Origin of the sequence: Crassaminicella indica, assembly GCF_019203185.1 — a bacterium.
GTDB lineage: Bacteria > Bacillota > Clostridia > Peptostreptococcales > Thermotaleaceae > Crassaminicella > Crassaminicella indica.
On record NZ_CP078093.1, the window covers coordinates 1,022,376 to 1,047,126 of the forward strand.

Below are 24,751 nucleotides of genomic sequence, written 5' to 3' on the forward strand. Positions count from 1 at the left end.
GGTTATCACAATTTAGAAAGTAATTTCTATTGTGAGATAACCTCTTTTTCTTATAAATAAGGAGGCGAAAAAAATGGAAAGAGCTTATGAAAAACTTCTTAGGTATGTAGTTATTAATACAAAATCAGATGAAAACTCAGAAACTATACCCAGTACAAAGACTCAATTTGATTTAGCTAATATATTAGTAGAAGAATTAAAGGCTATTGGGATAGAAGATGCCCATGTAGATGAAAATTGTTATGTTATGGGAACTCTAAAGGGAAATGTTGAAAATGCACCTGTGATTGGATTAATTGCTCATTTAGATACAAGTCCTGACTTTTCAGGTGAAAATGTTAAACCAAATATTATCAAAAATTATGATGGAAAAGATATTGTTTTAAATAAAGAACTAAATATTATTATGCGTGTATCAGATTTTCCTTACCTAAAAGATTATAAGGGACAAACAATTATCACTACAGATGGAACAACGCTGCTTGGAGCAGATGATAAGGCTGGAATAGCAGAAATCATGACAGCAGTAGAATATTTTATAAATCATCCTGAAATAAAACATGGAGATGTTAAGATTTGTTTTACACCAGATGAGGAAATTGGTAGAGGCGCAGATAAATTTGATGTCAAGAAATTTGGAGCTGACTTTGCTTATACTATAGATGGTAGTTTCCTGGGAGAAATTGAATATGAAAATTTCAATGCAGCTTCTGCTTCTATTAAAATTCATGGTGTTAATATCCATCCGGGTTCAGCAAAACATAAGATGAAAAATTCAATACTAATAGGGATGGAATTAAATTCTCTTCTTCCTGCATTTGAAGTTCCTCAATATACAGAAGGCTATGAAGGTTTTTTCCTTCTTGACGAATTTACTGGAACAATTGAACTTACGAAGATGGAGTATATTATTCGTGATCATGATATGGAAAAATTCCTTAAGAAAAAAGCTTTCCTTGAAAAGGCTTGTCAGTTCATAAATGACAAATATGGTGAAGGAACAGTAGAGCTTGTACTAAAAGATTCATATTTTAACATGAAAGAAAAAATAGAACCAGTAATGCATATTGTTGATTCTGTAATAAAGGCTATGGAAAATATAGGTGTAAAGCCTATTGTAAAAGCTATAAGAGGCGGTACAGATGGTGCAAGATTATCTTTTATGGGACTTCCAACACCTAATATATTTACAGGTGGTTTTAATTTTCATGGTAAATTTGAAACTATATCTGTAGAAGCTATGGATAAAGCTGTAGAGACGATAGTAGAGGTTATAAAATCCTATGCTGAATAATAAGATATGCAAAAATCCCAAGCTATGAAAAATCATAAGGTTGGGATTTTTTTCATGAAAAATATTTACAAAATATTTTTTAGATGATATAATGCTTATAAATTTAACATAAGAAGGCATGAGAAATGGAGAGCCGTACAAATAACCTATGAAAATGGGGTTAGTTTTGTGCGCTTTTTATATGCAAACATAAGGGGGGATTTAGATGAATGATAGATTGTATGAGAAAATAGAAGCAAATCCTATCATTGCAGCAGTAAATAGTATGGAAAAAATTGATTTAGCTATCAAATCCCCTTGTGAAATCGTTTTTTTGCTTAAGGGAAATATTTTCAACTTAAGAAAAATTATTGACAAAGTAAAAAATGCAAATATGGATATATATGTGCATATTGATTTAATGGAAGGTTTTTCTAAAGATATGATGGCATTAAAATATATTCATGAAAATATGAAACCAGATGGTATTATTACTACAAAAAGTAGTCTTGTAAAGCTTGCAAGAAGTATGCATATATGTGCTATACAAAGATTGTTTATATTAGATTCGTTATCTCTTGAGAGAGGAATTCATTCTATACATAACACAAGACCAGATGCAATAGAGATTTTGCCGGGAATTATGCCTAAAATCATAAAAAAAGTGAATAATGAAACAAAGCTGCCTGTCATTGGAGGAGGCTTGATTATTGATAAAGAAGATGTGATCCAAAGTCTTAAGGCAGGAGCTATGGGGATTTCTACGAGCAAGGAAGAAATTTGGTATATGTAGAAATATTTTTAAACAACAAGAAAAGGTTTTCTTAGTTAAGCTTAGTATTGCATTTTCAAATATAAAGTTGTTTATAATTATTTATTGTGAAGGAGGAAGTAAGATGAAAAAAATATTTGCCGTACTTATTAGTTTGTTAATTCTTTGCAGCAGTGTTTCTTTTGCACAAGGAGATAAAATCGTTATAGCTCATAGAGGTGCTAGCGGTTATTTACCAGAACATAGCATGGCAGCGAAAGCTATGGCTTATGCTATGGGGGTAGATTATATTGAGCAGGATGTAGTAATGACAAAGGATAATAAGTTAGTTGTATTACATGACCATTATTTAGATCGCGTTACAAACGTGGCAAAGGTTTATCCAAATAGAAAAAGAAAAGATGGAAGATACTATGCAATTGACTTTACATTAGATGAAATAAAAGGGCTTAAAATGACAGAAGGATTCCATATGAAGGATGGAAAAGAAGAAGCAAATTTCCCACAACGTTTTCCAATTTGGAAGTCTGATTTTAAAGTACATACATTAGAAGAAGAAATTGAAATGATTCAAGGATTAAATAAAAGTACAGGTAAGAATGTAGGTATTTATCCTGAAATCAAAGCACCCTGGTTCCACAGACATGAAGGAAAAGATATTAGTGTTGAAGTATTAAAAGTACTTAAAAAGTATGGATATACTAAAAAAGATGATAAAGTTTATTTACAATGCTTTGATCCAAATGAATTAAAACGTATAAAGAATGAATTACTTCCTAAATTTAATATGGATATAAAATTAGTTCAATTAATGGCTGAAACAAGCTGGAATGAAACAATGGAGTATAAAGACGGAAAAGCAGTTCCTTACAATTATGATTGGATGTTTAAAAAAGGCGCTATGAAAGAAATTGCTAAATATGCTGATGGCGTAGGACCTTGGAAGCCTATGATTATAAAGGATGGATCTACAAGAGACCATCTAATAATAACAGATCTTGTTAAAGAAGCTCATGAAGCAGGAATGGAAGTACATCCTTATACTTTCCGTTTAGATAATGGAAGAATACCTCCATATGCTGCAAGCTTTGAAGATATGTTAGATACTTTCTACTACAAAGTAGGTGTTGATGGAGTATTTACTGATTTCCCTGATCGAGCAGTAGATTTTTTGAGAAGAGCTAGATACCATTCAAAAGGACTTTAAAAAAGTAAAATCAACTAAAATAAAGCTTTCTACCCTAAATAATATATAAATATATTGACATATTATGAAATGTATTATAAAATTGACACGAACTCACATAATTGAATAATAAAGGCATGAGAAATGGAGAGCCGCACAAGTTAACCTATGAAAATAGGTCTAGCTTTGTGTGGCTTTTTTACAAACAACTTTATACATGAAAATGCTTTAATGATTTTTTTATTGAATGCTAAGAAAAGGTTTTCTTGAGTAAATGAATGTGTAAAATGCACATAAATTATATTTATTAAGAAAGGTGGTAAAAAAATGTTAGAATTTTTTAAACCTGCACCAGCCATTGAGCGTATGTCAGCAGATAAGATTGACGGTGCATACAAAAGATACCGTTTCCAAGTATTTATGAGTATCTTTATTGGTTATGCAGCCTATTATTTCATCAGAAAAAACTTTAATATGGCTGCACCATATTTAATCGAAACCTATGGATATTCAAAAGCACAAGTTGGTGCTGTAGGTTCTGCATTAGGATTAGCGTATGGATTAAGTAAGTTTGTAATGGGAAATGTATCTGACAGATGTAACCCAAGATATTTTATGGCAGCTGGACTTATATTATCAGGTATCGTAAACTTAATGTTTGGTTATGCATCATCTATTCCAATGTTGTGCGTTTTAATGTTTTTAAATGGTTGGTTCCAGGGTATGGGTTGGCCTCCATGTGGAAGAACTATGACACATTGGTTCTCTGATAGAGAGCGTGGAGTAAAAATGTCTATTTGGAATGTGGCACACAATATAGGGGGAGCTTTAGTTCCAACATTAGCTTTAGCAGGATTAGCTATTTTCTCTACTTGGAGAGGAATGTTCTACTTCCCTGCAGGATTATCTATTGCTATAGGTATTGGAATTGTAATTTTCTTAAGAGATACACCTCAATCGGTTGGACTTCCTCCAATTGAAGAGTATAAAGATGATTATCCAGAAGTAAATGTAGACGACAGAGAAAGAGAATTATCAGCAAAAGAAATATTAGTAAAATATGTTTTATGTAACAAATATATTTGGTATATTGCTATTGCAAATATTTTTGTATATTTAGTAAGATATGGTGTTATGGACTGGATTCCTGTTTACTTAAAAGAAGTAAAAGGCTTTAACATTGAAGAAGCAGGTACAGCGTTTGCATTGTTCGAGTGGGCAGCTATTCCAGGAACAATCATTGTTGGATGGATTAGTGATAAAGTATTCCACGGAAGAAGAGCACCAATGGGTGTAATCTGTATGCTAGGTGTAATAGCGGCAGTATTTACTTACTGGAAGAGCGATAGTATAATGGCTATCAATATAGCAGTTGCTTCAGTAGGAGCATTAATCTATGGACCAGTTATGCTTATTGGAGTTGCAGCACTTGACTATGTACCTAAAAAAGCTGCTGGTACTGCAGCAGGATTTACAGGATTATTTGGTTATGTAGGAGGAGCTGTTTCAGCTAACATTATTATTGGTGCTGTAGTTGATAATGCTGGATGGGATGGAGCATTTAAGTTAATTATTGCAGCTTGTTTATTAGCAGTAGTATTCTTAGGACTTACTTGGAATACTCATGACAGATCAAAAGAAAATCAAAAAGAAGCTGCAACAAAAGCATAAAAATAAAGCTTTTATATCAAAAAATTTTATGCTAAAATAAATTGAAATAAATATTTAAAGGCGTGAGAATTGGAGAGCCGTATAGAGTTAGCCTAAAAATTTAGGTCTAGCTTTATACGGTTTTTTTGTTTTGTAATTTAAAGGAGGGAATCATATGTATGATGTAGCGGTAATTGGTGCTGGTATTATAGGAACATTTATAACAAGAGAGCTATCTAAATTTGATTTAAAAACTATCATGATCGACAAGGAAACAGATATAGCAAATGGAACTACAAAGGCAAATAGTGCTATTGTCCATGCAGGATATGATGCAAAGCCTAATACATTAAAAGGAAAGCTTAATGCAAAAGGAAATGCTATGTATGGTGATATTTGTGAAGAATTAGATGTACATTTTAAAAGAATTGGTTCATTTGTTATTGCTACAAATGAAGAAGAAATGGAAAGTGTGAAAGCATTATATGAAAGAGGATGTAAAAACAATATTCCTGATATGAAAATATTATCTCAAGAAGAAGTGAGAGAGATGGAGCCTAATTTAAATGAAGATATTATAGGTGCTTTATATGCCCCTACAGCTGGAATTGTTAGTCCCTGGGAGTTAGCTGTAGCATTAGCTGAAAATGCAGCAGATAATGGAGCAAAGATTCAGCTTGAAACAGAAGTTATAAGCATTGATAAAAATGAAGATGGATATGTTATTCATACAAACAATGGAGAAATCAAAGCAAAATATATATTCAACTGTGCAGGTGTTTATGCTGATAAAATTAATGAAATGGTTGGTTCTAAAACCTTTACGATTCATCCAAGAAGAGGACAATATAACATTTTAGATAAAAGTGTTGGAGAAATTGTTAATCATGTAATTTTTCAAGCACCAACAAAGCTTGGAAAAGGTGTATTGGTTGCTCCTACAGTTCATGGAAATCTATTAATAGGACCAGATGCTGAGGATATTGATGATAAAGAAAATACAGCAACAACTAGTGAAAGAATTGAATTCATTAGAGAAAAATCAAGAAAGACAACAAATAAAGTACCATTTAATACAACTATTACAAGCTTTGCAGGTTTAAGAGCAGTACCGAGTACAGGAGATTTTATTATAGAAGAGTCAAAAGAAGCAAAAGGCTTTATAAATGTGGCAGGAATAGAGTCACCTGGATTGTCTGCAGCACCAGCAATTGCAGAATATGCAGTTGATATTTTAAAAGGTATTATAGGAGAATTAAAAGAAAAAGAAGGCTTTAATCCAAGAAGAAGACCAGTGATTAGATTTATGGAGTTAAGCGATGAAGAGAAGGCAGAAATAATCAAAAAAGATCCTAGATACGGAAGAATCATCTGTAGATGTGAAAACATTACAGAAGGTGAAATCGTAGATGCAATCCACAGAAATGCAGGAGGAAGAACTGTAGATGGTATAAAAAGAAGAGTAAGACCTGGCATGGGAAGATGTCAAGGAGGTTTTTGTGGACCAAGAGTTATGGAAATATTAGCACGAGAATTAAAAATGGATATCAAGGATGTAGTAAAGGATAGCAAAGCATCTTATATATTAACAGAAGAAACAAAACAGAATAATCAAAAAGTAGTAGAAGAAAATATCGAAGCGGATAAGGTATCTTAAGGGAGTGATAATATGTTGAAATATGATATTGTTGTAATCGGAGGCGGTCCTGCAGGACTTGCAGCAGCTATTGAAGCGAAGAAAAATGGCGTAGATAATATCTTAGTAATAGAAAGAGACAGAGAACTAGGTGGAATACTTCAGCAATGTATTCACAATGGCTTTGGACTTCATGTTTTTAAAGAGGAGTTAACAGGACCTGAATATGCAGAAAAATTCATTACTGAGCTAAAGAATATGGGTATTGAATATAAGCTAGATACAATGGTACTAGAAATTGGAGAAAATAAAGTGATTAGTGCTATTAATACTGTAGATGGATTTATGAGTATAAAGGCAGGAGCTGTTATTCTTGCTATGGGATGTAGAGAGAGAACAAGAGGAGCTATAAATATTCCAGGAACAAGACCTGCTGGAGTATTTACAGCAGGAACAGCACAAAGATTTGTGAATATGGAAGGATATATGGTAGGAAAAAGGGTAGTTATTTTAGGTTCAGGAGATATTGGACTTATTATGGCAAGAAGAATGACATTAGAAGGAGCAAAAGTACTTGCTGTAGCAGAGCTTATGCCTTTTTCTGGAGGACTTACTAGAAATATTGTACAATGCTTAGAGGATTATGATATTCCTTTATTCCTTAGCCATACTCTTGTAGAAATAAAAGGAAAAGACAGAGTAGAAGGGGTAGTTATTGCAAAGGTAGATGAAAATAGAAAACCAATAAAAGGAACAGAAAAACATTACGATTGTGATACATTATTATTATCTGTAGGACTTATCCCAGAGAATGAGCTATCTAAAAATGCTGGTATAAAACTAGATTCTATTACATCAGGACCTATCGTAAACGAATCTATGGAGACAAGCATAGAAGGTGTTTTTGCTTGTGGAAACGTAGTACACGTACATGACTTAGTAGACTTTGTAACAGCAGAAAGCAAAAGAGCAGGTAAAAATGCTGCAAGATATATCAAAAAAGAAATAAAATCAGAAGGAAAAACAGCAAAAACAAAGCCAGGAGATGGAATAAGATATATAGTTCCTCATATGGTGAGACCAGAAAATGTTGAAGATACATTAGATTTATTCATGAGAGTAGATAATGTATATAAAGATATGGAAATGGTTGTAAAGGTTGATGGAAAAGAAATAAAAAGAATGAAAAAGAAACATTTAGCTCCTGGAGAAATGGAATCTGTAAAAATTAAAAAAGAAGATTTAGTGTTTGGAGAAGATGCTATTATTACTGTTCATTTAGAAAAGGAGGGAGCATAGATGAAAAAGCATCAATTAGTATGTATTGTATGTCCAATGGGATGTCATATAGAAGTAGAGAAAAATAAAGATGAATATATAGTAACAGGAAACAAATGTCCTAGAGGAAAAGCATATGGGGTAAAGGAGCTTACTAACCCTACAAGAGTTGTAACAACAACCGTAAAAATTAAAGGAGGATTACTAAATAGGCTTCCTGTAAAGACAAAAGAAGCTATTCCAAAGGATAAAATATTTGAATGTATGAAATTCATTGATTCTATAGAGGTTGAGGCTCCAGTTTCAGTAGGAGATATTATTGCAAAAGATATCTTGGGAACAGGAGTAGACCTTGTTGCATCAAGAAGTATGTAAAGAAAGTGTACAATTATGTATACTTTCTTTTTTTGTATTATTTTTAAAATAATCTATGAATATAGTCGTATAAATGCAAGAATTGGAATGTAAAATGCCATACTAAACATATGATCATGGAAATATATGATAAAATAAAACAGTATAACCATTGGAAGATGCAGGATTTTTAAGAATAGAATAAAAATTATAAATAAAAGGAAAAAAAATCGCCTAGCAAAATGAAATAATAATCAATTTGAATTGCAAATAGTTGAAAATACTTGCATACATTGACATTATCGTATATTTGTATTACAATATCCTTGCAAGGAATAGTATTACCAGCGATGTCGACAATTGACATAATCAGGTAAAATATGAAAAAATGTGGGGGATAGTATGGCGAGAGATTTATTAAATGAAGATAATACAGGTTTGTCCCTAACATCAAAGATATTCAATATATTAAGAGAAGATATACTCAATGGAAAATATGCTGAAGGTGAAAAGCTGGGAGAAGCAAAATTGGCAGAAGAACTCGGTGTAAGTCGTACACCAGTAAGAGAAGCTCTTAAACAGCTAGAACTTGATGGTATTGTAGAAAATAAGCCTAATAGAGGAGTTATAGTATTAGGTATATCTAAGCAAGATATTGAAGATATATATACTATAAGAACTGCAATAGAAGGAATAGCTGCTAAATGGGCTGTAGAAAGAATTACAGAAAAAGAATTAGAAGAATTAAAAGAAGCTTATGAATTGATGGAATTTTATACTTTTAAAAATGATATTGAAAAATTTGCAGAATTAAATACAAAATTTCATGAAATTATTTATAAAGCAACAAAGAGCAGATATCTTGAACAAGTACTTAAGGATTTTCAGTATTATATGAAGAAAACTAGAATAAAATCTCTACATGTTCAAGGTAGAATGAATGATTCTCTAAAAGAACATAAAATTATTTTAGATGCTTTTTTGAATAAAGATCCAGATACAGCACAAAGAGCATTAACAAACCATGTGGAGAATTCAAGAAAAAATGTAGAAGATAATGTAAAGGCGTAAGACTACTGCAATAGTAGTCTTTTTTGTATGTGAGGAGGATTAATATGAAATCATCTATTATTTTAAAAAGATTAACAGCATTAGCAAAAGAAAATATTGTATCCTTCCATGTACCAGGTCATAAAAATGGGAAGGCTTATAGAGGATACAAAGACCATATTTTTAACAATGCTTTATTAGCTTTAGATGTAACAGAAATTCCAGGAACTGATAATCTTCATGCACCAGAGGATATGATTAAAAAAGCACAAGAAAGGGCAGCAAAATTTTTTAAAGCAGATCATACTTTTTTCCTTATAAATGGTACATCTACAGGAAATATTTCAGCACTTATGGCAGTAGCAAATCCAAATGAAAAAGTTATTGTACCAAGAGATTGTCATAAATCGGTTATGAATGGATGTATATTAGGAGGATTGATTCCTGTATATATTAATCCTAAAGTAAGTAAAGAGCATAATATTTCTATGGGCATAGAAGCAGAAACGGTAGAAAAAGCTATTCTTGAAAATAAGGAGGTAAGGGCTGTTGTTTTAACTTATCCTAATTATTATGGGATTTGTTCAGATATTGAAGCAATTGCAAAGGTGGTACATAAATATAATAAGATTCTAATTGTAGATGAGGCTCATGGAGCTCATTTTAATTTAAGTAAAGAGCTACCGATACCAGCTATAGAAGCAGGTGCAGATATTGTTATTCAAAGCACACATAAAACGCTTCCTAGCTTTACACAAGCTTCGATGCTTCATGTAAAATCAGAAAGAGTAAATATAGACCGATTGAGATTTATGCTAAGGATGAATCAGAGCAGTAGTCCTTCTTATTTGCTGATGTCATCATTAGATGAAGCAAGAGCTATTGTAGAAAGTGAAGGAAGAGTACTTATGAATGAGCTTTTAGAAAATATTAATAAATTTCATGAAAAAATATCAAATATTAAAGGTATAAAGGTATTAGATAAGAGCTTGATAGGAAGATATGGTATAAAGGATATTGATAGAACAAGAATTGTTTTAGATATGACAGACTTTGGAATAAGTGGAACAAGCTTAGAAAAATTATTAAGAGATGAATATGGGATACAGATGGAAATGAGCGATATAAAGCATATAGTTGCTGTATGTACGATTGGTAATGATGCAAAGGATTTTGAAAAATTATTGAAAGCTTTAATAAGTATAAAAAAGAAAAGAGAAGTTAGAAAAATAGAGACTATTCCATTATTGGCTTCTATTCCTAAAATGTGCATTCCTCCAAGAGAAGCTGCATTTTGTAATAAAAGATCAATTCCTTTTAAACAGAGCAGTGGAAAAATCAGTGGAGAATATATTATTCCTTATCCTCCAGGGATTCCTATTATCTGTCCAGGAGAAGAAATCACACAAGAAATAATTGATTATGTAGAGCTGTTGAAAGAAAAAAAAATAAATATAATAGGAATGGATGATGATCATTTAGAAAATATAAAAGTGATCGAATAAAGCTTTAAAAGATAGTTTAATCAAAATTACTGCATGATTCAATACATAAAAAAGCAAAAATTTTAATATTTAAAAATTAATAAAATAAAAGGATATATAGAATTTTTGTCGAATTATCAGAAAATAAAGTAATATAAAATTATATTGGGGGAAGGGCTATGAAAAGTTTAAAGCATCAATTGATTGCTATTATGCTTTTAGTTGTAATTATACCTTTTATTTTATCAAATATTACAGGGTATTTTTTTATTGGTAAGCATTATCAAAAAGAGATAGAGGAGAATAATAAGATATTTGCTACTACAGTTGCTGACCATGTACAAAGCTTTATTGACAAAGCTTATGCATTAACAGAAGAAATTGCACATAATAATGATGTGAAAAGCTTTATACCAGAAAAGCAAAGAGCAGTATTATTAGATAATATTAAAAGAAACCCTTATTTTGACTTATTGTATATACAAGGAACAGATGGTATGCAGACAGCAAAAACAAAGGGAACTTTAGGAAATAGATCGGAGCGATTTTGGTTTGTAAAATTTATGAAGGATAAAAAGCCATTTGTGAGTAAGTCATATCCTACGGTTTTAGGAAATGGAACTGTTCCAGTTACTTCTATTATTTTACCTATATATGATGAAAATGATGATCTAAAAGGAATAATGGGCTCAGACTTAAAATTAGATTGTATTCAAGATATGGTAGAAAAATTCAGTGTAGGAGATGACAAATATGCATATGTTTTAGATGGCAAAGGGGTAGTGATTGCTCATCCAGATAAAAAACAGGTGGAAGAGCTTTATAATTATAAAACATTTGAAAAAACTGTTGTAGTAAAAGATAATAGTGGAAATGCAGTTTTAGATGAACAAGGAAATCAAAAGATGAAAACTGAAGCTATACAGATTCCAAATAAGTTAAAGGAGATAACAGAGAAGGCTTTAAAAGGAGAATCAGGTGTAGCTGAATATACTGATAATAATGGAGAAGTGGTTATTAGTGCATATACTTCTATTGAGTTGCCAGGACATTCAGATGCTTGGGCTGTGATTACTGTTCAGAAAAAGGAAAAAGCAATGGCATTTGTTACAGACGTTCATAAAATAAATATATTTATAGGGTTAGTATTAATGCTGTTGGTAGCATTTATAGCATATGTTATTTCAAATAGGATTACAAAGCCTATTGCTAATATGATGAAGCTTATGGAAACTGCTGCTGATGGAGATTTGACAGTCGTTTCTAATATTAAAGCTAAGAATGAAGTTGGAAAGTTAAGTGAAAGCTTTAATAAAATGATAAATGGAATGAAGGAGCTGCTTAAAAGAATAAAGGATCTTTCAAATTCAGTAGAGAAATCATCTGAACTCCTTTCGATGACAACAGAACAATCAGCAGTAGCTATTGATGAAGTAGCAAGAACTATTGAAGAAGTTGCAAATGGTGCAAATGAACAAGCAAAGGAGGCAGAAGAGGGAGTTCAAGCTGCAGCAGAGCTTGCAAAAGAAATTGAAAATATAGCAGAACAGCTAAAAATCAGTCAAAGCTATGCTGATGAAGTTTATAATATAAATAACAAGGGACTAGACGCTATAAAGAGATTACAGGATAAGACATTTGAAAGTAACGAAGCATCAAGACAAGTGGCAGAAGTCGTAAATTCATTGACTAATAAAACAAAAGCAATTGACAATATTGTAGAAACTATTATGAGCATTGCTGAACAAACCAATTTATTGGCTTTAAATGCAGCTATTGAAGCAGCGAGAGCAGGAGATGCAGGACGTGGCTTTGCTGTAGTAGCTGAAGAGGTTAGAGAGCTTGCCGAAAGCACAGGAAATTCTAGTAATAATGTAAGAGAGATAATTACAACTATCCAAAAGGATGTAATGTTAGCTCAAAAGACAATGGAGCTTTCAGAGGAATTGGTAAAGGATCAAAATGCTGCGATACATCATGTGCAACAAATTGCTGAACAAATTGCAAGGGCTGTAGGAAGCATTGTAGAGAGGATCCATGCTCTTGCTAAAAGTGCAGAAAATATATCTGATAGTAAAGAACGAGTATTATCAGTAATAGAGAATGTATCTGCTGTATCAGAAGAAACGGCAGCAGCATCTCAAGAGGTTTCTGCTTCTACACAGGAGCAAACAGCTTCTATGCAGCAATTAAGTTCTTTAGCAGAAGAATTAGATCAAATGGCGAAAGAGCTAGAAAAGACAATAAAAATATTTAAATTAAATTAATAAAAAACCTAAGGGCTTTTGTCCTTAGGTTTTTTGTTTTGAAAAATCAGAAAAAAATAAATTGACCATACAAAAAAAATATGGTAAAATCAAACCGAATTAACAAAAACTTAACAATTAACAAACATAATCTTAATAAACATTATTTATTTTAACATAAAATTAATAATAATAAGGGTTTAAAGGAGGGTAGAGAAAACGATTTCATATTATATTAAAGGAGGATGCATATGAAAAAATTATTAATGATTTTATTAAGTGGTATGTTAGTTTTTTCTATGATAGGATGTGCAGATAAAAGTAAGGATACAAGCTCTAAGGAAAGCTCTTCGGGAAATTTCCCAAATAAACCAATAGAAGTAATTGTTGCTTATAAAGCTGGAGGTGGTACTGATAGAGGGGCGAGAGTATTAGCACCAATAGCAGAAGAAAAATTAGGACAGCCATTTGTTATAATAAATAAGCCTGGTGCTGATGGAGAGTTAGGCTTTACAGAATTAGCACAAGCAAAACCAGATGGATATACGATAGGGTTTATAAATTTACCTACATTTGTTAGCTTACCACTTCAAAGAAATACAAAATATACAAAAGATGATGTTGTACCAATTATAAATCATGTTTATGATCCGGGAGTATTAGTTGTTAAAGCAGATAGTCAGTGGAAAACACTTGAAGATTTTATTACATATGCAAAGGAAAATCCAGAAAAAATCACTGTGTCTAATAATGGTACAGGTGCGTCAAATCATATAGGTGCTGCTCATTTGGCTTATGAAGCAGGTATAAAGCTTACTCATGTACCTTTTGGAGGAAGCTCTGATATGCTTGCAGCTTTAAGAGGAGGACATGTTGATGCTACTGTAGCAAAGGTAAGTGAAGTTGCAAATTTAGTAAAATCAGGGGAGTTAAGAATATTAGCTTCTTATACAAAAGAAAGATTAGAAGATTTTCCAGAGGTTCCAACACTAAAGGAAAAAGGATATGATATATTATTTGGTTCAGCTAGAGCTATTGTTGCACCAAAAGGAACACCAGATAAAATTGTAAAGATTTTACATGACAAATTAAAAGAAGCAATTGAATCAGATGAACATATGAAAGCTGCAAAGAACGCAGATTTACCAATTAAATATATGTCATCTCAAGAATTAAAAGAATTTATGGATGAACAAGAAGCTTATTTAAAGGATATTACAACAAAGCTTGATTTATAATATTGATGATAGGGGATAAATTAAATTTGTCCCCTATTGTAAATAGAGGAGGAAGCTTTATGAAAAAGAACAACCTTTTTCTAGGAGCAGTGATGCTTGGGATTGCTTTAATATATTATATGATGATAGGAAAGCTGCCAGAGGAAGCAGCGCTCTATCCTACATTTGTTGCTTTAGTTTTAGGATTTTTATCTATACTATTTATTATTAAAACGGCTATATCAAAAGAAGTAGAAAAAGAAAAGAAAATTTTTGATGGATTTGAAGTAAAACAATTCATATTTGTTTTTTCAATGGCTACATTTTATATTGTACTTATACAAATATTAGGTTATTTTGTATCTACTTTCTTATTTTTAATAATTACCTTGTGTGGTTTAAAAGCGAACAAACTTTATGCTCTTTGTACAAGTGTAGGATTTAGTATTTTTGTACTTATTCTTTTCAAAATATTATTGAATGTACCTCTTCCAAGAGGATTTATATTCTAGAAAGTGAGGGAACAAGAGTGGAAGATGTATTATACGGTTTTATACATGCTCTTGATTGGGTAAATCTTTTAGCAGCTTTTTTAAGTGTTGCTGTAGGGATTACTATTGGTGCATTGCCAGGTCTTTCTGCTGCTATGGGAGTAGCACTACTTATTCCAGTTACCTTTGGAATGCCTGCTGAAACGGGACTTATTGCTTTGGTTGGAGTTTATTGTGGTGCTATATTTGGAGGATCTATATCTGCTATTTTGATATATACTCCTGGAACACCTGCTGCTGCAGCAACAGCGATAGATGGATATCAACTTACATTAAAGGGAAAAGCAGGGAAAGCATTAGGAACAGCAGTTATTGCATCCTTTGGTGGAGCAATGATCAGTACTATAGCATTATATCTTTTTGCTCCAGCTTTAGCTAAGCTTGCATTAAAATTTGGACCTAGCGAATACTTTTGGCTTTCTATATTTGGGCTTACTATTATTGCAGGAGTAAGTTCAAAATCAATCCTAAAAGGGTTATTATCTGGAGCATTAGGGCTTTTGATATCAACTATAGGGATGGATCCTATGCTTGGAAGACCTAGATTTACTTTTGATAGTATGTATTTAATTTCTGGTGTGCCGTTTACAGCTACGTTGATAGGTTTATTTTCTATGTCTCAGGTTTTAATGCTTGCTGAAAGCAAGATGAAGAAAAGTGGTATGTTAAGACATTTTGAGGATAAAGTGATACTTAGCTTAAAAGAACTAAAAACAATATTCCCAACAGTTATTAGATCGGGTGCAATAGGAAGTATTACAGGAATTCTTCCAGGTGCAGGAGCAACTATTGCAGCATTTATTGGGTATAATGAGGCAAGAAGATTTTCTAAAAATAAAGAATTGTTTGGGAAGGGAAGCATTGAAGGGGTAGCAGGTGCAGAGGCTGCAAATAATGGTGTTACAGGAGGTTCTTTGATTCCGACATTAACTTTAGGAATTCCAGGGGAAAGTGTAACAGCAGTATTATTAGGAGGACTGCTTATTAAAGGACTTCAACCAGGACCAGATCTTTTCACTATTCATGGAAAAGTAACATATACTTTTTTTGCAGGGTTTATTATTGTAAATGTTTTTATGTTAGTACTTGGACTTTTTGGAGCTAAATTTTTTGCTCATATCTCTAGAGTTCCTGACAGCTTTTTAATTCCTATTATATTTGCATTAAGTGTTGTAGGTTCTTATGCAATACATAATCAAATATTTGATGTTTGGGTTATGTTTGTATTTGGTATTATCGGATATTTTGTTAAAAAATTCGATTTGAATGCAGCAGCTATTGTATTAGCTTTAATTTTAGGACCAATTGGAGAGACTGGTCTTAGAAGGACATTGATTATGAATGATGGAAGTATTGAGCCATTGTTTAGTAGTATTATTAGCTGGATTTTAATAGGATTAAGTGTATTTTCATTATTCTCTCCTATGCTTATGAAGAGGTTAGAGAAAAAAGAAGAGAAATTAAATGATGAATTAGCAAAATAATTTAAAGAGCTTGTTTTTATCGACAGGCTCTTTAATTATAGGTGGAAGGGGAAAATATTATGATAAGCATTAATGAAATTATATTAAGACTCGTAGTTGCTACTATACTAGGAGGACTTATTGGTTTGGAAAGAGAATCAAAAAATAGACCAGCAGGTTTAAGAACTCATATATTAGTTAGCTTAGGTTCGTGCCTTTTGATGCTTGTATCTATGTATGGCTTTGAAAATGGTGACCCTGCAAGGCTTGCTGCTCAAGTGGTAAGTGGTATAGGATTTTTAGGGGCAGGAACTATTTTAAGAGATGGTAATGATATAAGTGGCTTGACTACAGCAGCAAGTATATGGGTAAGTGGAGGAATTGGACTGGCTATTGGAAATGGATACTATATGGGAGGAGCTATTACATCAGTCATTGTATTGTTTTCTCTTGTATCTTTAGGTTTTTTTGAAAGGCAGATATTTGTTTCAAAATATAAAATACTTCAATTAGAATGTATTGAAAGAATAGGGTTATTAGGTGAAATTGGAACTGTTATTGCAAAAAATAATATTACAATAAAAGATATAAAAATATCAAGAAAAGATGATTATGATGAAAGTACATTAGAAATGATAGTAACATTAACTCTTAATATAGCAAAAAATTTTTCTGGCGAATTGTTATCAGATCAATTATATAGAATACAAGGTGTAAAAAAGGTAGTATGGAATGATAATTTCAATTCATAAATGTTAGATGCATAAAGTCAATAATAAGTATCTGATTTTAGACTATGTTTTTCTATGTAGATAAATATATGCTATTATAAAATATAAGGATTATAAGAAGGAGTAGAAAGCATGAAAAGAAGTGTTTTAATTATAGAGGATGAAATAAATATTATTGAACTTTTAAGAATAAATTTAGAAAATTATGGTTTTGATGTGATGACTGCTATGACAGGAGAAGAGGGACTTGAAAAAACATTAAAGGAATTCCCGGATATTATTCTTTTGGATATTATGCTTCCTGGAATGGATGGATTTGAAATATGTAAAAGAATCAGAAGAGAAAAAACTACTTCTAAAATACCTATCATAATGTTAACTGCAAAAAGTGAAGAAATGGATAAAGTATTAGCATTAGAAATAGGTGCAGATGATTATATTACAAAGCCCTTTGGTATAAGAGAACTGGTTGCTAGAATTAAAGCTGTACTTAGAAGAATTGATGAAAAGGAAGATACAGATGAAAGATTAAATATTATTCGTGTGGGTGATATTTTTATAGATATTGATAAACATATAGTGAAGAAAAATGGTATAAAGTTGGAGTTAACTTTAAAAGAATTCAATCTTTTAAAGGTATTAGCAGAAAATAGAGAAAAGGTTTTATCTAGAAAATATTTGTTAGATGAGATTTCAGAAGGTTCATCAGATCCTAGATCTATTGATGTGCATATTACAAACTTAAGAAAAAAATTAGGTGCTTCTTCAGGATATATTGAAACAATAAGAGGAATAGGATATAAGATGAAGTAGGAGGCTAAATGAAAAGGAAAATACTAATAACATATGTAATTCTGCTATTAATAGGAACCTTTGCTACAGGAATTATTTCTCATACTTTTGTAAAAAACATCTATATTAGTAGTGTGAAGGAAAAGCTTTTGACAAATTCAAATTTAATCATAGATACGTTGTTATTAAAGGAAAAGGAAGAGAAAATTAATTATTTCAATTTAGCACAAAAGTTTTCAAGAAAAATTAATGGAAGAGTAACATTTATTGAAGATAATGGGAAAGTATTGGCTGATTCACATAATAATAGCATTATATTTGAAAATTATTCCAATAAGCCAGAAATAAGAAATGCTATAAAAGGTAAAATTGCAAATATAAAGAGATTTAGTCAAATAACACAAAAGGTATCTATTTATATTGCAAACCCACCTATAAAAATTAATAATAAAAATATTATTGTTAGACTAAGTGCTTCTTTAGAGGAAATCAATCATGTAAATGAATTGTTCTTCAAATATATGCTTTTAGCTATATTTATTGGAATGATTATTGCTGTTTTTATAGGATATTATCAGATTGATCATATGGTAAAACCTGTTAAGGAGCTTACAAAAGTAACAAAATATATTTCAAAGGGAAAATTCCATAAAAAAGTAAAGATTTATACAAATGATGAGATCGGTGAGCTAGGAGAGCATTTTAATATAATGGCTTCTAAATTAAATCATATGATTAATGAGATTAGTGAAAAAAACAGTCGAATGGATGCTATACTTATAAGTATTGTAAATGGGATTATTGCTATAGATGATGAAGGGAAAATTATATTGTTTAATCCAGAAGCAGAAAGATTATTCAATATTTATAAAGGAAATACATTAGGAAAAAATATTAAAGATGTAATAGATCACAAAAAATTACTTTATATGATGAAGGCAACTAATGAAAGAAAAGTATCATTAGAAGATGAGATAGAGATAAATGATAAAATACTAAAGGTGTATACAGCATTAGTAGAGAACAAGGAAATGAAGGAGATGTTTGGTGTATTAGCAGTAATTCAGGATATAACAGAAATGAGAAAGCTTGAAAATTTAAGAAAAGAATTTGTTTCAAATGTTTCGCATGAATTAAGAACCCCACTCACATCTATCAGTGGGTTTGTTGAAACATTAAAGAAATGGACAATTATTAATGAATCAGATAGAATGAAAATTTTAGATATTATTGAATTCGAAACAGAAAGATTAAAAAGACTTATTAATGATATTTTAAAATTATCTGAAATTGAAAACATGAAGTTAATCAAAGAAAAAACAAATATAGATGTGAAAAAATCCATTAGTGAAGTATTATATCTTATAAAGCCTCTTGCAGAAAATAAAAATATTCAATTAGAAATAAACATAGGTGATAATCTGAAGGCTATTGTAGGAAATATAGATTGGTTTCAACAGATCATTATGAATTTATGTGAAAATGCTGTAAAGTACACAGTTGAAGGTGGGAAAATAACTATAAAGGCTACTTCTTATGACGAATATTTATTTATTTCTGTAAAAGATACAGGTGTAGGAATTGGAAAAGAAGATATTCCAAGAATATTTGAAAGGTTTTATAGGGTTGATAAGGCAAGAAGTAGACAAATAGGGGGAACAGGATTAGGACTTGCTATTGTAAAACATATAGTTATGGAATTTAATGGAGAAATTGAAGTGAAAAGTGAAGTTGGAAAGGGAAGCGAATTTATTGTAAAGCTTCCTTATGTTTAAGATTCAGTAAGTTTTTTTACAAAAGTTATCGAAGTCATTCACTTATCTTTATATATTTCTTTTTTTATGTTTATGCTGTTTATATATATAGTATAATATGAGCATGAAGAAAGATAGGGAGGAATTTTATGACAACGGATCAAAGAAGAAGAGAAATTATAAAAATATTAAAAAATAATGAAGAGCCTATAACAGGAACAGCTCTTGCTAAAAAATTTAAAGTAAGCAGACAAGTGATTGTACAGGATATTGCAGTGATGCGTGCACAAGGGGAAAATATTCTAGCTACTTCTAATGGTTATATGCTTCTAAAAGCTGATGGAAAAAATAAAAATATAAAGACGATTGTATGTAGGCACGAAGGATATGCTCAAATGGAAGAGGAGCTGCAAATTATGGTAGATATGGGTGCAAAGGTATTAGATGTGATTGTAGAGCATCCTATTTATGGAGAAATTAGGAGTTCGTTGATGATTACGTCAAGAATGGATATAGAGGAGTTTATGGAAAAGGTAAAAGAAAATGATGCAGCTCCATTAGCTTCTTTGACAGGTGGAGATCATATTCATACAGTAGAGGTTTCAAATAATAGAGCCTATGAAAAAATGATAAAAGCTCTAAAGGAAAAAGGATATTTGGTAAAAGGAGAATAATAGCTTTAAAGCCATATAAAATGCATTCATGAAAGAAATTTACAAATCAAGGGTATTGTATTACTCGTAAAGATTTGTTATATTTTTTATAACAGGTGACAAGACAGGTGTAAAAACATATCCATTAAGAAAGGATTGGAAGATATGAATGAAAAAGATATGATTCAGGAAATACAGAACTTAAAAAAAGAAAAAAATGCAGTTATTTTAGCACATAATTATCAAATACCAGAAGTGCAGGATATAGCTGATATCGTAGGAGATTCACTAAAGCTTAGTCAGGAGGCTTCTAAAACTGATGCAGAAGTAATTGTTTTTGCTGGAGTTCATTTTATGGCTGAAAGTGCAAAAATATTATCTCCTGATAAAAGGGTGTTACTACCTGTATATGATGCTGGTTGTCCTATGGCAGATATGGTAGATGCTAAAGCGCTTAGAATGTTTAAGGACAAATATCCAGATATACCTATTGTCTGCTATGTGAATTCTTCGGCAGAAGTAAAAGCAGAAAGCGATATTTGCTGTACTTCTTCTAATGCTTTAAAAATAGTAAAGAGTATAAAGGCAGATAAAGTATTATTCGTACCAGATCAAAATTTGGGAAGCTATATAAAAGAGCAGGTACCAGAAAAAGAAATTATTCTTTGGGAAGGATATTGCATTACCCATCATCGTGTAAGTGGTACAGAGGTAGAGGCTGCAAAGAAAAATCATCCAGATGCATTGATTTTGGTTCATCCAGAATGTAATGAGGAGGTAGTAAAATTAGCTGATTTTGTAGGAAGTACAGCTCAAATAATTGATTTCGCTAAAAGAACAGAGCATGAAAGCTTTATTATTGGTACAGAAATGGGTGTACTACATCAATTGAGAAAAGATAATCCTGATAAAAAATTTTACTTAATCTCTCCTGCATTAACTTGTTATAACATGAAAAAAACTTCTCTTGAAGATATTTATAATGCTTTGAAGCATGACCAATATGAAATAAATGTAGAAGAAGAAATAAGTAAGCGTGCATTGGTTTCTCTTGAGAGAATGCTTAAGATCAGTTAAGGAGATGAAAATAATGAAATCCAGATATATAAGTGGTTTTCATGATATAAATATGAAAAAGTCTTGTGATGTAGTAATAGTTGGTACAGGGATTGCAGGGTTATTTACAGCTTTAAATATAGATGCAAAAAAAAGAGTGATTGTTCTTTCAAAAACAAGGCTAGATAACAATAATAGCAATTTAGCTCAAGGTGGTATTGCAGCATGTGTAGATAAAGATGATGATTTTAAATCTCATTATGAAGATACATTAAGGGCGGGAGCTTATTATAACAGGAAAGAAACTACTAAAATATTGATTCAAGAAGCACCAAAAAATATCAAAAAACTATTAGAATACGGTACAAATTTTGATCAAGATGAAAATGGATATTTAAGGGTAACAAGAGAAGGTGGACATAGTAAAAGAAGAATTCTTCATGTAAAAGATGCAACAGGGAGAGAAGTTATAAGGTCTTTAGGTGAAGTGATAAAAAACAGAAAAAATATCCATGTATATGAAAATGTTTTTGCTATAGATGTTATAACAAATAAAAATACAGTATGTGGAGTTTTAGCTATAAATGAGCATGGAGAAAGAATAATTTATAAAAGCAAAGCAGTAGTTTTAGCAACAGGAGGGGTAGGACAAATATACAAAAATACTACAAATCCAGCAGTTACTACAGGAGACGGTATAGCAATGGCTTATAGAGCAGGATGTGTTATTGATGATATGGAGTTCATACAATTTCATCCTACTGCTATGTATAGTGAAAAAAATGGACAAAAGTTCTTGATTTCTGAAGCGGTAAGAGGAGAAGGAGCTATTTTAAGAAATGTAAAAGGTGAAGCATTTATGAAAAAATATCATAAAATGGCTGATTTAGCACCTAGAGATATTGTTACAAGAAGCATTTTTACAGAAAAAATGCTTCATAATACACCTTATGTTTATTTAGATATTACACACAAAAGTCCTTCTTTTATCAAAAATAGATTTCCTACCATTTATGAACGATGCTTAGAAGAGGGGATTGATATGACGAAGGAATATATTCCTGTATCTCCTGTACAGCACTATATTATGGGAGGAATTCATATAGATATAGATGGCAAAACAAATATTGAAGGTCTTTATGCATGTGGAGAGTGTGCTTGTACAGGGGTTCATGGAGCGAATCGGCTTGCTAGCAATTCGTTGCTTGAAGGGCTTGTTTTTGGAAATAGAGTGGCTTTATCTTTAAATCATTATATTTCAAATACTGATGAAAGATATTTACCTGTTGCAGCAAATGTCCAATATAAAGATTGCAAAGAGGTAGATTTAGAGAACATAAAAGAAAAGCTTCAAAATACAATGGATGAATATGCTTCTATCGTAAGAAATCAAAATGGATTAAAGTATGCATTAAAAGAGATAGAAAGACTAAGTAGCCAATTATTGGGATGTAAAGAAAGCATAAAATATTATGAATGTATGAATATGTGTATTGTTTCAATGCTTATTATAAAAGCAGCACTAAAAAGAAAAGAAAGTCTTGGAGCTCATTATAGAACAGATACGGAGGGAAAGCGTTGTATAATAAATTTTTAGTAGAAAAAATTATAAAAGATGCATTGATAGAAGATATGAGTTATGGGGACACTACTACTGATTTATTGATTGAGGAGGATGCTTTTTCAGAAGCTTATATGATTGCAAAGGAAAGAGGTGTTATTGCAGGGCTTCTTGTTGCTCAAAGCGTTTTTAAATTATTAGATGAAACAATAGAATTTGATATACTAAAAAAAGATGGAGAGCTTGTAGAAAAGGGAGAAAAAATTGCTAAAGTCAAAGGGAGTACAAAGAATATATTAAAGGGTGAGCGATTAGCATTAAATTTACTGCAAAGAATGTCAGGAATTGCGTCACAGTCACGTAGGTATGCTGATTTAGTAAAGGACTATAAAACAAGAGTAGTAGATACTAGAAAAACAACACCAAATCTTAGGATATTAGAAAAATATGCAGTTCGTGTAGGAGGCTGCCATAATCATAGATTCAATTTATCTGATGCTGTTATGATTAAGGATAATCATATAAAGGCAGTAGGAGGTATAAAGCAGGCAGTAGAAAAAATACGTGAAAATATTCCCCATACAACAAAAATCGAAGTAGAAGTGACAGATTTAAAAGAATTAAAAGAAGCATTAGATATAGGGGCAGATATTATTATGCTGGATAATATGGATATTGAGACAATGAAAAGGGCTGTTGAGATAACAAAAGGGAGAGCTTTGCTTGAAGCATCTGGAAATATTACATTAGAAAGAATAAAGGATATTGCTAAAATTGGAGTAGATGTTATTTCTGTAGGAGCTCTTACTCATTCTGTAAAAGCAATGGACATTAGTTTAATGATTTTATAAACACTTAATTTTGGTAGTTGGCATTTAGAAGAAAAGAGGTGAAACCAATGAAAAAAAGTAAATTTTCATTTAGAGAATATATAACAAAAGCATTAAATGGCATGGCTTTAGGATTGTTTTCTTCTTTGATCATTGGACTTATATTAAAGCAAATCGGAGACTATACAGGAATAGAAGCTTTGGTTAAATTTGGTAAAATATCTCAGTTTATAATGGGACCAGCTATTGGTGCAGGAGTAGCTTTTAGTGTAGGTGCTCCTCCCTTAGGCGTTTTTGCATCAATTGTTACAGGAGCTATTGGTGCGGGAACGATTGCTTCTAGTGACGGAGTATTTATAGTAAAAATAGGTGAACCTGTAGGGGCTTTTGTAGCTTCTTTGATTGGTGCAGAATTTTCAAAGCTGATATCAGGAAAAACAAAGGTAGATATTGTTTTAGTACCTGCAGGGACTATTATTATTGGAGGCCTTGCTGGTATTTTTATAGGACCTGTTATGGCATCTGTAATGAAAAGCTTAGGAAGTATTATTAATAGAGCAACTGAGCTTCAGCCTATTCCTATGGGAATTGTTATTGCATCGCTTATGGGAATGATTTTAACCCTTCCAATAAGTAGTGCTGCTCTTTCCATATCATTAGGACTTAGTGGTTTGGCTGCAGGGGCTTCAGCAGTAGGCTGTGCGACACAGATGATTGGATTTGCTGTGGCAAGCTTTAGAGAAAACGGTATAGGAGGAGCTATTGCTCAAGGACTTGGAACATCTATGCTTCAGGTTCCAAATATTATTAAAAATCCTTTGATTTGGATACCTCCAACTTTAGCTAGTGCTATTCTTGGACCTATTGCCACATATGTGTTTAAAATGGAAAATAATAGTATTGGTGCAGGTATGGGTACAAGTGGTTTGGTAGGACAGTTTGGAACTATTGCGGTTATGAGTGGCAGTCAGCCTGTGATTTTGATTGTAGGAAAAATTGTACTATTACATTTTATTCTACCAGCTGTTTTAACGCTTATGATTTCTGAATATATGAGAAAAAAAAGATGGATTCGATATGGGGATATGAAATTAAACCCTTAATTTGAAATATTTTCTGCTCGATAGTATAATTAAATTAATATTATGCGATCGAGTATATTTTTTTTACAAAAAATATAGTAAGTTGGGCATATTATTAGAAAGAATAAAAAG

The 24,751-nt window shown here is 31.5% G+C and carries 21 protein-coding genes; all 21 read left to right on the forward strand.

Annotated features, from left to right (window positions below):
* Nucleotides 1-73: 73 nt before the first annotated feature.
* Nucleotides 74-1,294: a peptidase T gene (gene pepT / locus KVH43_RS04895; protein WP_218283740.1), complete on the forward strand. Its 1,221-nt coding sequence runs from the start codon at nucleotides 74-76 to the stop codon at nucleotides 1,292-1,294.
* Nucleotides 1,295-1,499: 205 nt separating this feature from the next.
* Entirely contained in the window at nucleotides 1,500-2,066 is a 567-nt protein-coding gene (locus KVH43_RS04900; protein ID WP_218283741.1) for a glycerol-3-phosphate responsive antiterminator, read from the forward strand.
* Nucleotides 2,067-2,169: 103 nt separating this feature from the next.
* On the forward strand, nucleotides 2,170-3,252 hold the full coding sequence (glpQ, locus tag KVH43_RS04905) for a glycerophosphodiester phosphodiesterase (protein WP_255547815.1): 1,083 nt from the start codon (nucleotides 2,170-2,172) through the stop codon (nucleotides 3,250-3,252).
* Between the two features lie 306 nt (nucleotides 3,253-3,558).
* Nucleotides 3,559-4,902 (forward strand): glycerol-3-phosphate transporter, encoded by a 1,344-nt coding sequence (glpT, locus tag KVH43_RS04910; RefSeq protein WP_218283742.1) that lies wholly within the window; start codon nucleotides 3,559-3,561, stop codon nucleotides 4,900-4,902.
* 154 nt (nucleotides 4,903-5,056) lie between these two features.
* The gene (locus tag KVH43_RS04915) at nucleotides 5,057-6,538 is read left to right on the forward strand and encodes an NAD(P)/FAD-dependent oxidoreductase (protein WP_218283743.1); all 1,482 of its coding nucleotides are present in this window, start codon (nucleotides 5,057-5,059) and stop codon (nucleotides 6,536-6,538) included.
* A 15-nt stretch (nucleotides 6,539-6,553) separates the two neighbouring features.
* Nucleotides 6,554-7,816, forward strand: a complete 1,263-nt coding sequence (locus KVH43_RS04920) for an NAD(P)/FAD-dependent oxidoreductase (RefSeq protein ID WP_338028375.1) — start codon at nucleotides 6,554-6,556, stop codon at nucleotides 7,814-7,816.
* Nucleotides 7,817-8,170: a DUF1667 domain-containing protein gene (locus tag KVH43_RS04925; RefSeq protein WP_218283745.1), complete on the forward strand. Its 354-nt coding sequence runs from the start codon at nucleotides 7,817-7,819 to the stop codon at nucleotides 8,168-8,170.
* A 381-nt stretch (nucleotides 8,171-8,551) separates the two neighbouring features.
* On the forward strand, nucleotides 8,552-9,220 hold the full coding sequence (locus KVH43_RS04930) for a GntR family transcriptional regulator (RefSeq protein WP_218283746.1): 669 nt from the start codon (nucleotides 8,552-8,554) through the stop codon (nucleotides 9,218-9,220).
* Between the two features lie 44 nt (nucleotides 9,221-9,264).
* On the forward strand, nucleotides 9,265-10,704 hold the full coding sequence (locus KVH43_RS04935) for an aminotransferase class I/II-fold pyridoxal phosphate-dependent enzyme (RefSeq protein WP_218283747.1): 1,440 nt from the start codon (nucleotides 9,265-9,267) through the stop codon (nucleotides 10,702-10,704).
* A 158-nt stretch (nucleotides 10,705-10,862) separates the two neighbouring features.
* On the forward strand, nucleotides 10,863-12,950 hold the full coding sequence (locus KVH43_RS04940; RefSeq protein ID WP_218283748.1) for a methyl-accepting chemotaxis protein: 2,088 nt from the start codon (nucleotides 10,863-10,865) through the stop codon (nucleotides 12,948-12,950).
* Between the two features lie 230 nt (nucleotides 12,951-13,180).
* Nucleotides 13,181-14,167, forward strand: a complete 987-nt coding sequence (locus KVH43_RS04945; RefSeq protein ID WP_218283749.1) for a tripartite tricarboxylate transporter substrate binding protein — start codon at nucleotides 13,181-13,183, stop codon at nucleotides 14,165-14,167.
* 59 nt (nucleotides 14,168-14,226) lie between these two features.
* Nucleotides 14,227-14,658, forward strand: a complete 432-nt coding sequence (locus KVH43_RS04950) for a tripartite tricarboxylate transporter TctB family protein (protein WP_218283750.1) — start codon at nucleotides 14,227-14,229, stop codon at nucleotides 14,656-14,658.
* A 17-nt stretch (nucleotides 14,659-14,675) separates the two neighbouring features.
* Nucleotides 14,676-16,181: a tripartite tricarboxylate transporter permease gene (locus KVH43_RS04955; protein ID WP_218283751.1), complete on the forward strand. Its 1,506-nt coding sequence runs from the start codon at nucleotides 14,676-14,678 to the stop codon at nucleotides 16,179-16,181.
* A 59-nt stretch (nucleotides 16,182-16,240) separates the two neighbouring features.
* Nucleotides 16,241-16,912, forward strand: a complete 672-nt coding sequence (locus tag KVH43_RS04960) for an MgtC/SapB family protein (protein ID WP_218283752.1) — start codon at nucleotides 16,241-16,243, stop codon at nucleotides 16,910-16,912.
* A gap of 111 nt (nucleotides 16,913-17,023) precedes the next feature.
* Nucleotides 17,024-17,704 (forward strand): response regulator transcription factor, encoded by a 681-nt coding sequence (locus KVH43_RS04965; protein WP_218283753.1) that lies wholly within the window; start codon nucleotides 17,024-17,026, stop codon nucleotides 17,702-17,704.
* Nucleotides 17,705-17,712: 8 nt separating this feature from the next.
* Nucleotides 17,713-19,458 carry a two-component system histidine kinase PnpS gene (gene pnpS / locus KVH43_RS04970; protein ID WP_218283754.1) on the forward strand — a complete coding sequence of 582 codons (1,746 nt, stop codon included), beginning with the start codon at nucleotides 17,713-17,715 and terminating at the stop codon, nucleotides 19,456-19,458.
* Between the two features lie 128 nt (nucleotides 19,459-19,586).
* Nucleotides 19,587-20,111 carry a transcription repressor NadR gene (locus tag KVH43_RS04975; RefSeq protein WP_218283755.1) on the forward strand — a complete coding sequence of 175 codons (525 nt, stop codon included), beginning with the start codon at nucleotides 19,587-19,589 and terminating at the stop codon, nucleotides 20,109-20,111.
* Between the two features lie 144 nt (nucleotides 20,112-20,255).
* Nucleotides 20,256-21,167, forward strand: a complete 912-nt coding sequence (gene nadA, locus KVH43_RS04980) for a quinolinate synthase NadA (RefSeq protein WP_218283756.1) — start codon at nucleotides 20,256-20,258, stop codon at nucleotides 21,165-21,167.
* Nucleotides 21,168-21,180: 13 nt separating this feature from the next.
* Nucleotides 21,181-22,743 (forward strand): L-aspartate oxidase, encoded by a 1,563-nt coding sequence (nadB, locus tag KVH43_RS04985; RefSeq protein ID WP_218283757.1) that lies wholly within the window; start codon nucleotides 21,181-21,183, stop codon nucleotides 22,741-22,743.
* Complete coding sequence (gene nadC / locus KVH43_RS04990; RefSeq protein WP_218283758.1) at nucleotides 22,725-23,558, forward strand: carboxylating nicotinate-nucleotide diphosphorylase; 834 nt, start codon at nucleotides 22,725-22,727, stop codon at nucleotides 23,556-23,558. Before nadB ends, nadC begins: the two co-directional genes overlap by 19 nt.
* A gap of 47 nt (nucleotides 23,559-23,605) precedes the next feature.
* Nucleotides 23,606-24,640: a PTS sugar transporter subunit IIC gene (locus tag KVH43_RS04995; RefSeq protein WP_218283759.1), complete on the forward strand. Its 1,035-nt coding sequence runs from the start codon at nucleotides 23,606-23,608 to the stop codon at nucleotides 24,638-24,640.
* Nucleotides 24,641-24,751: the final 111 nt, after the last annotated feature.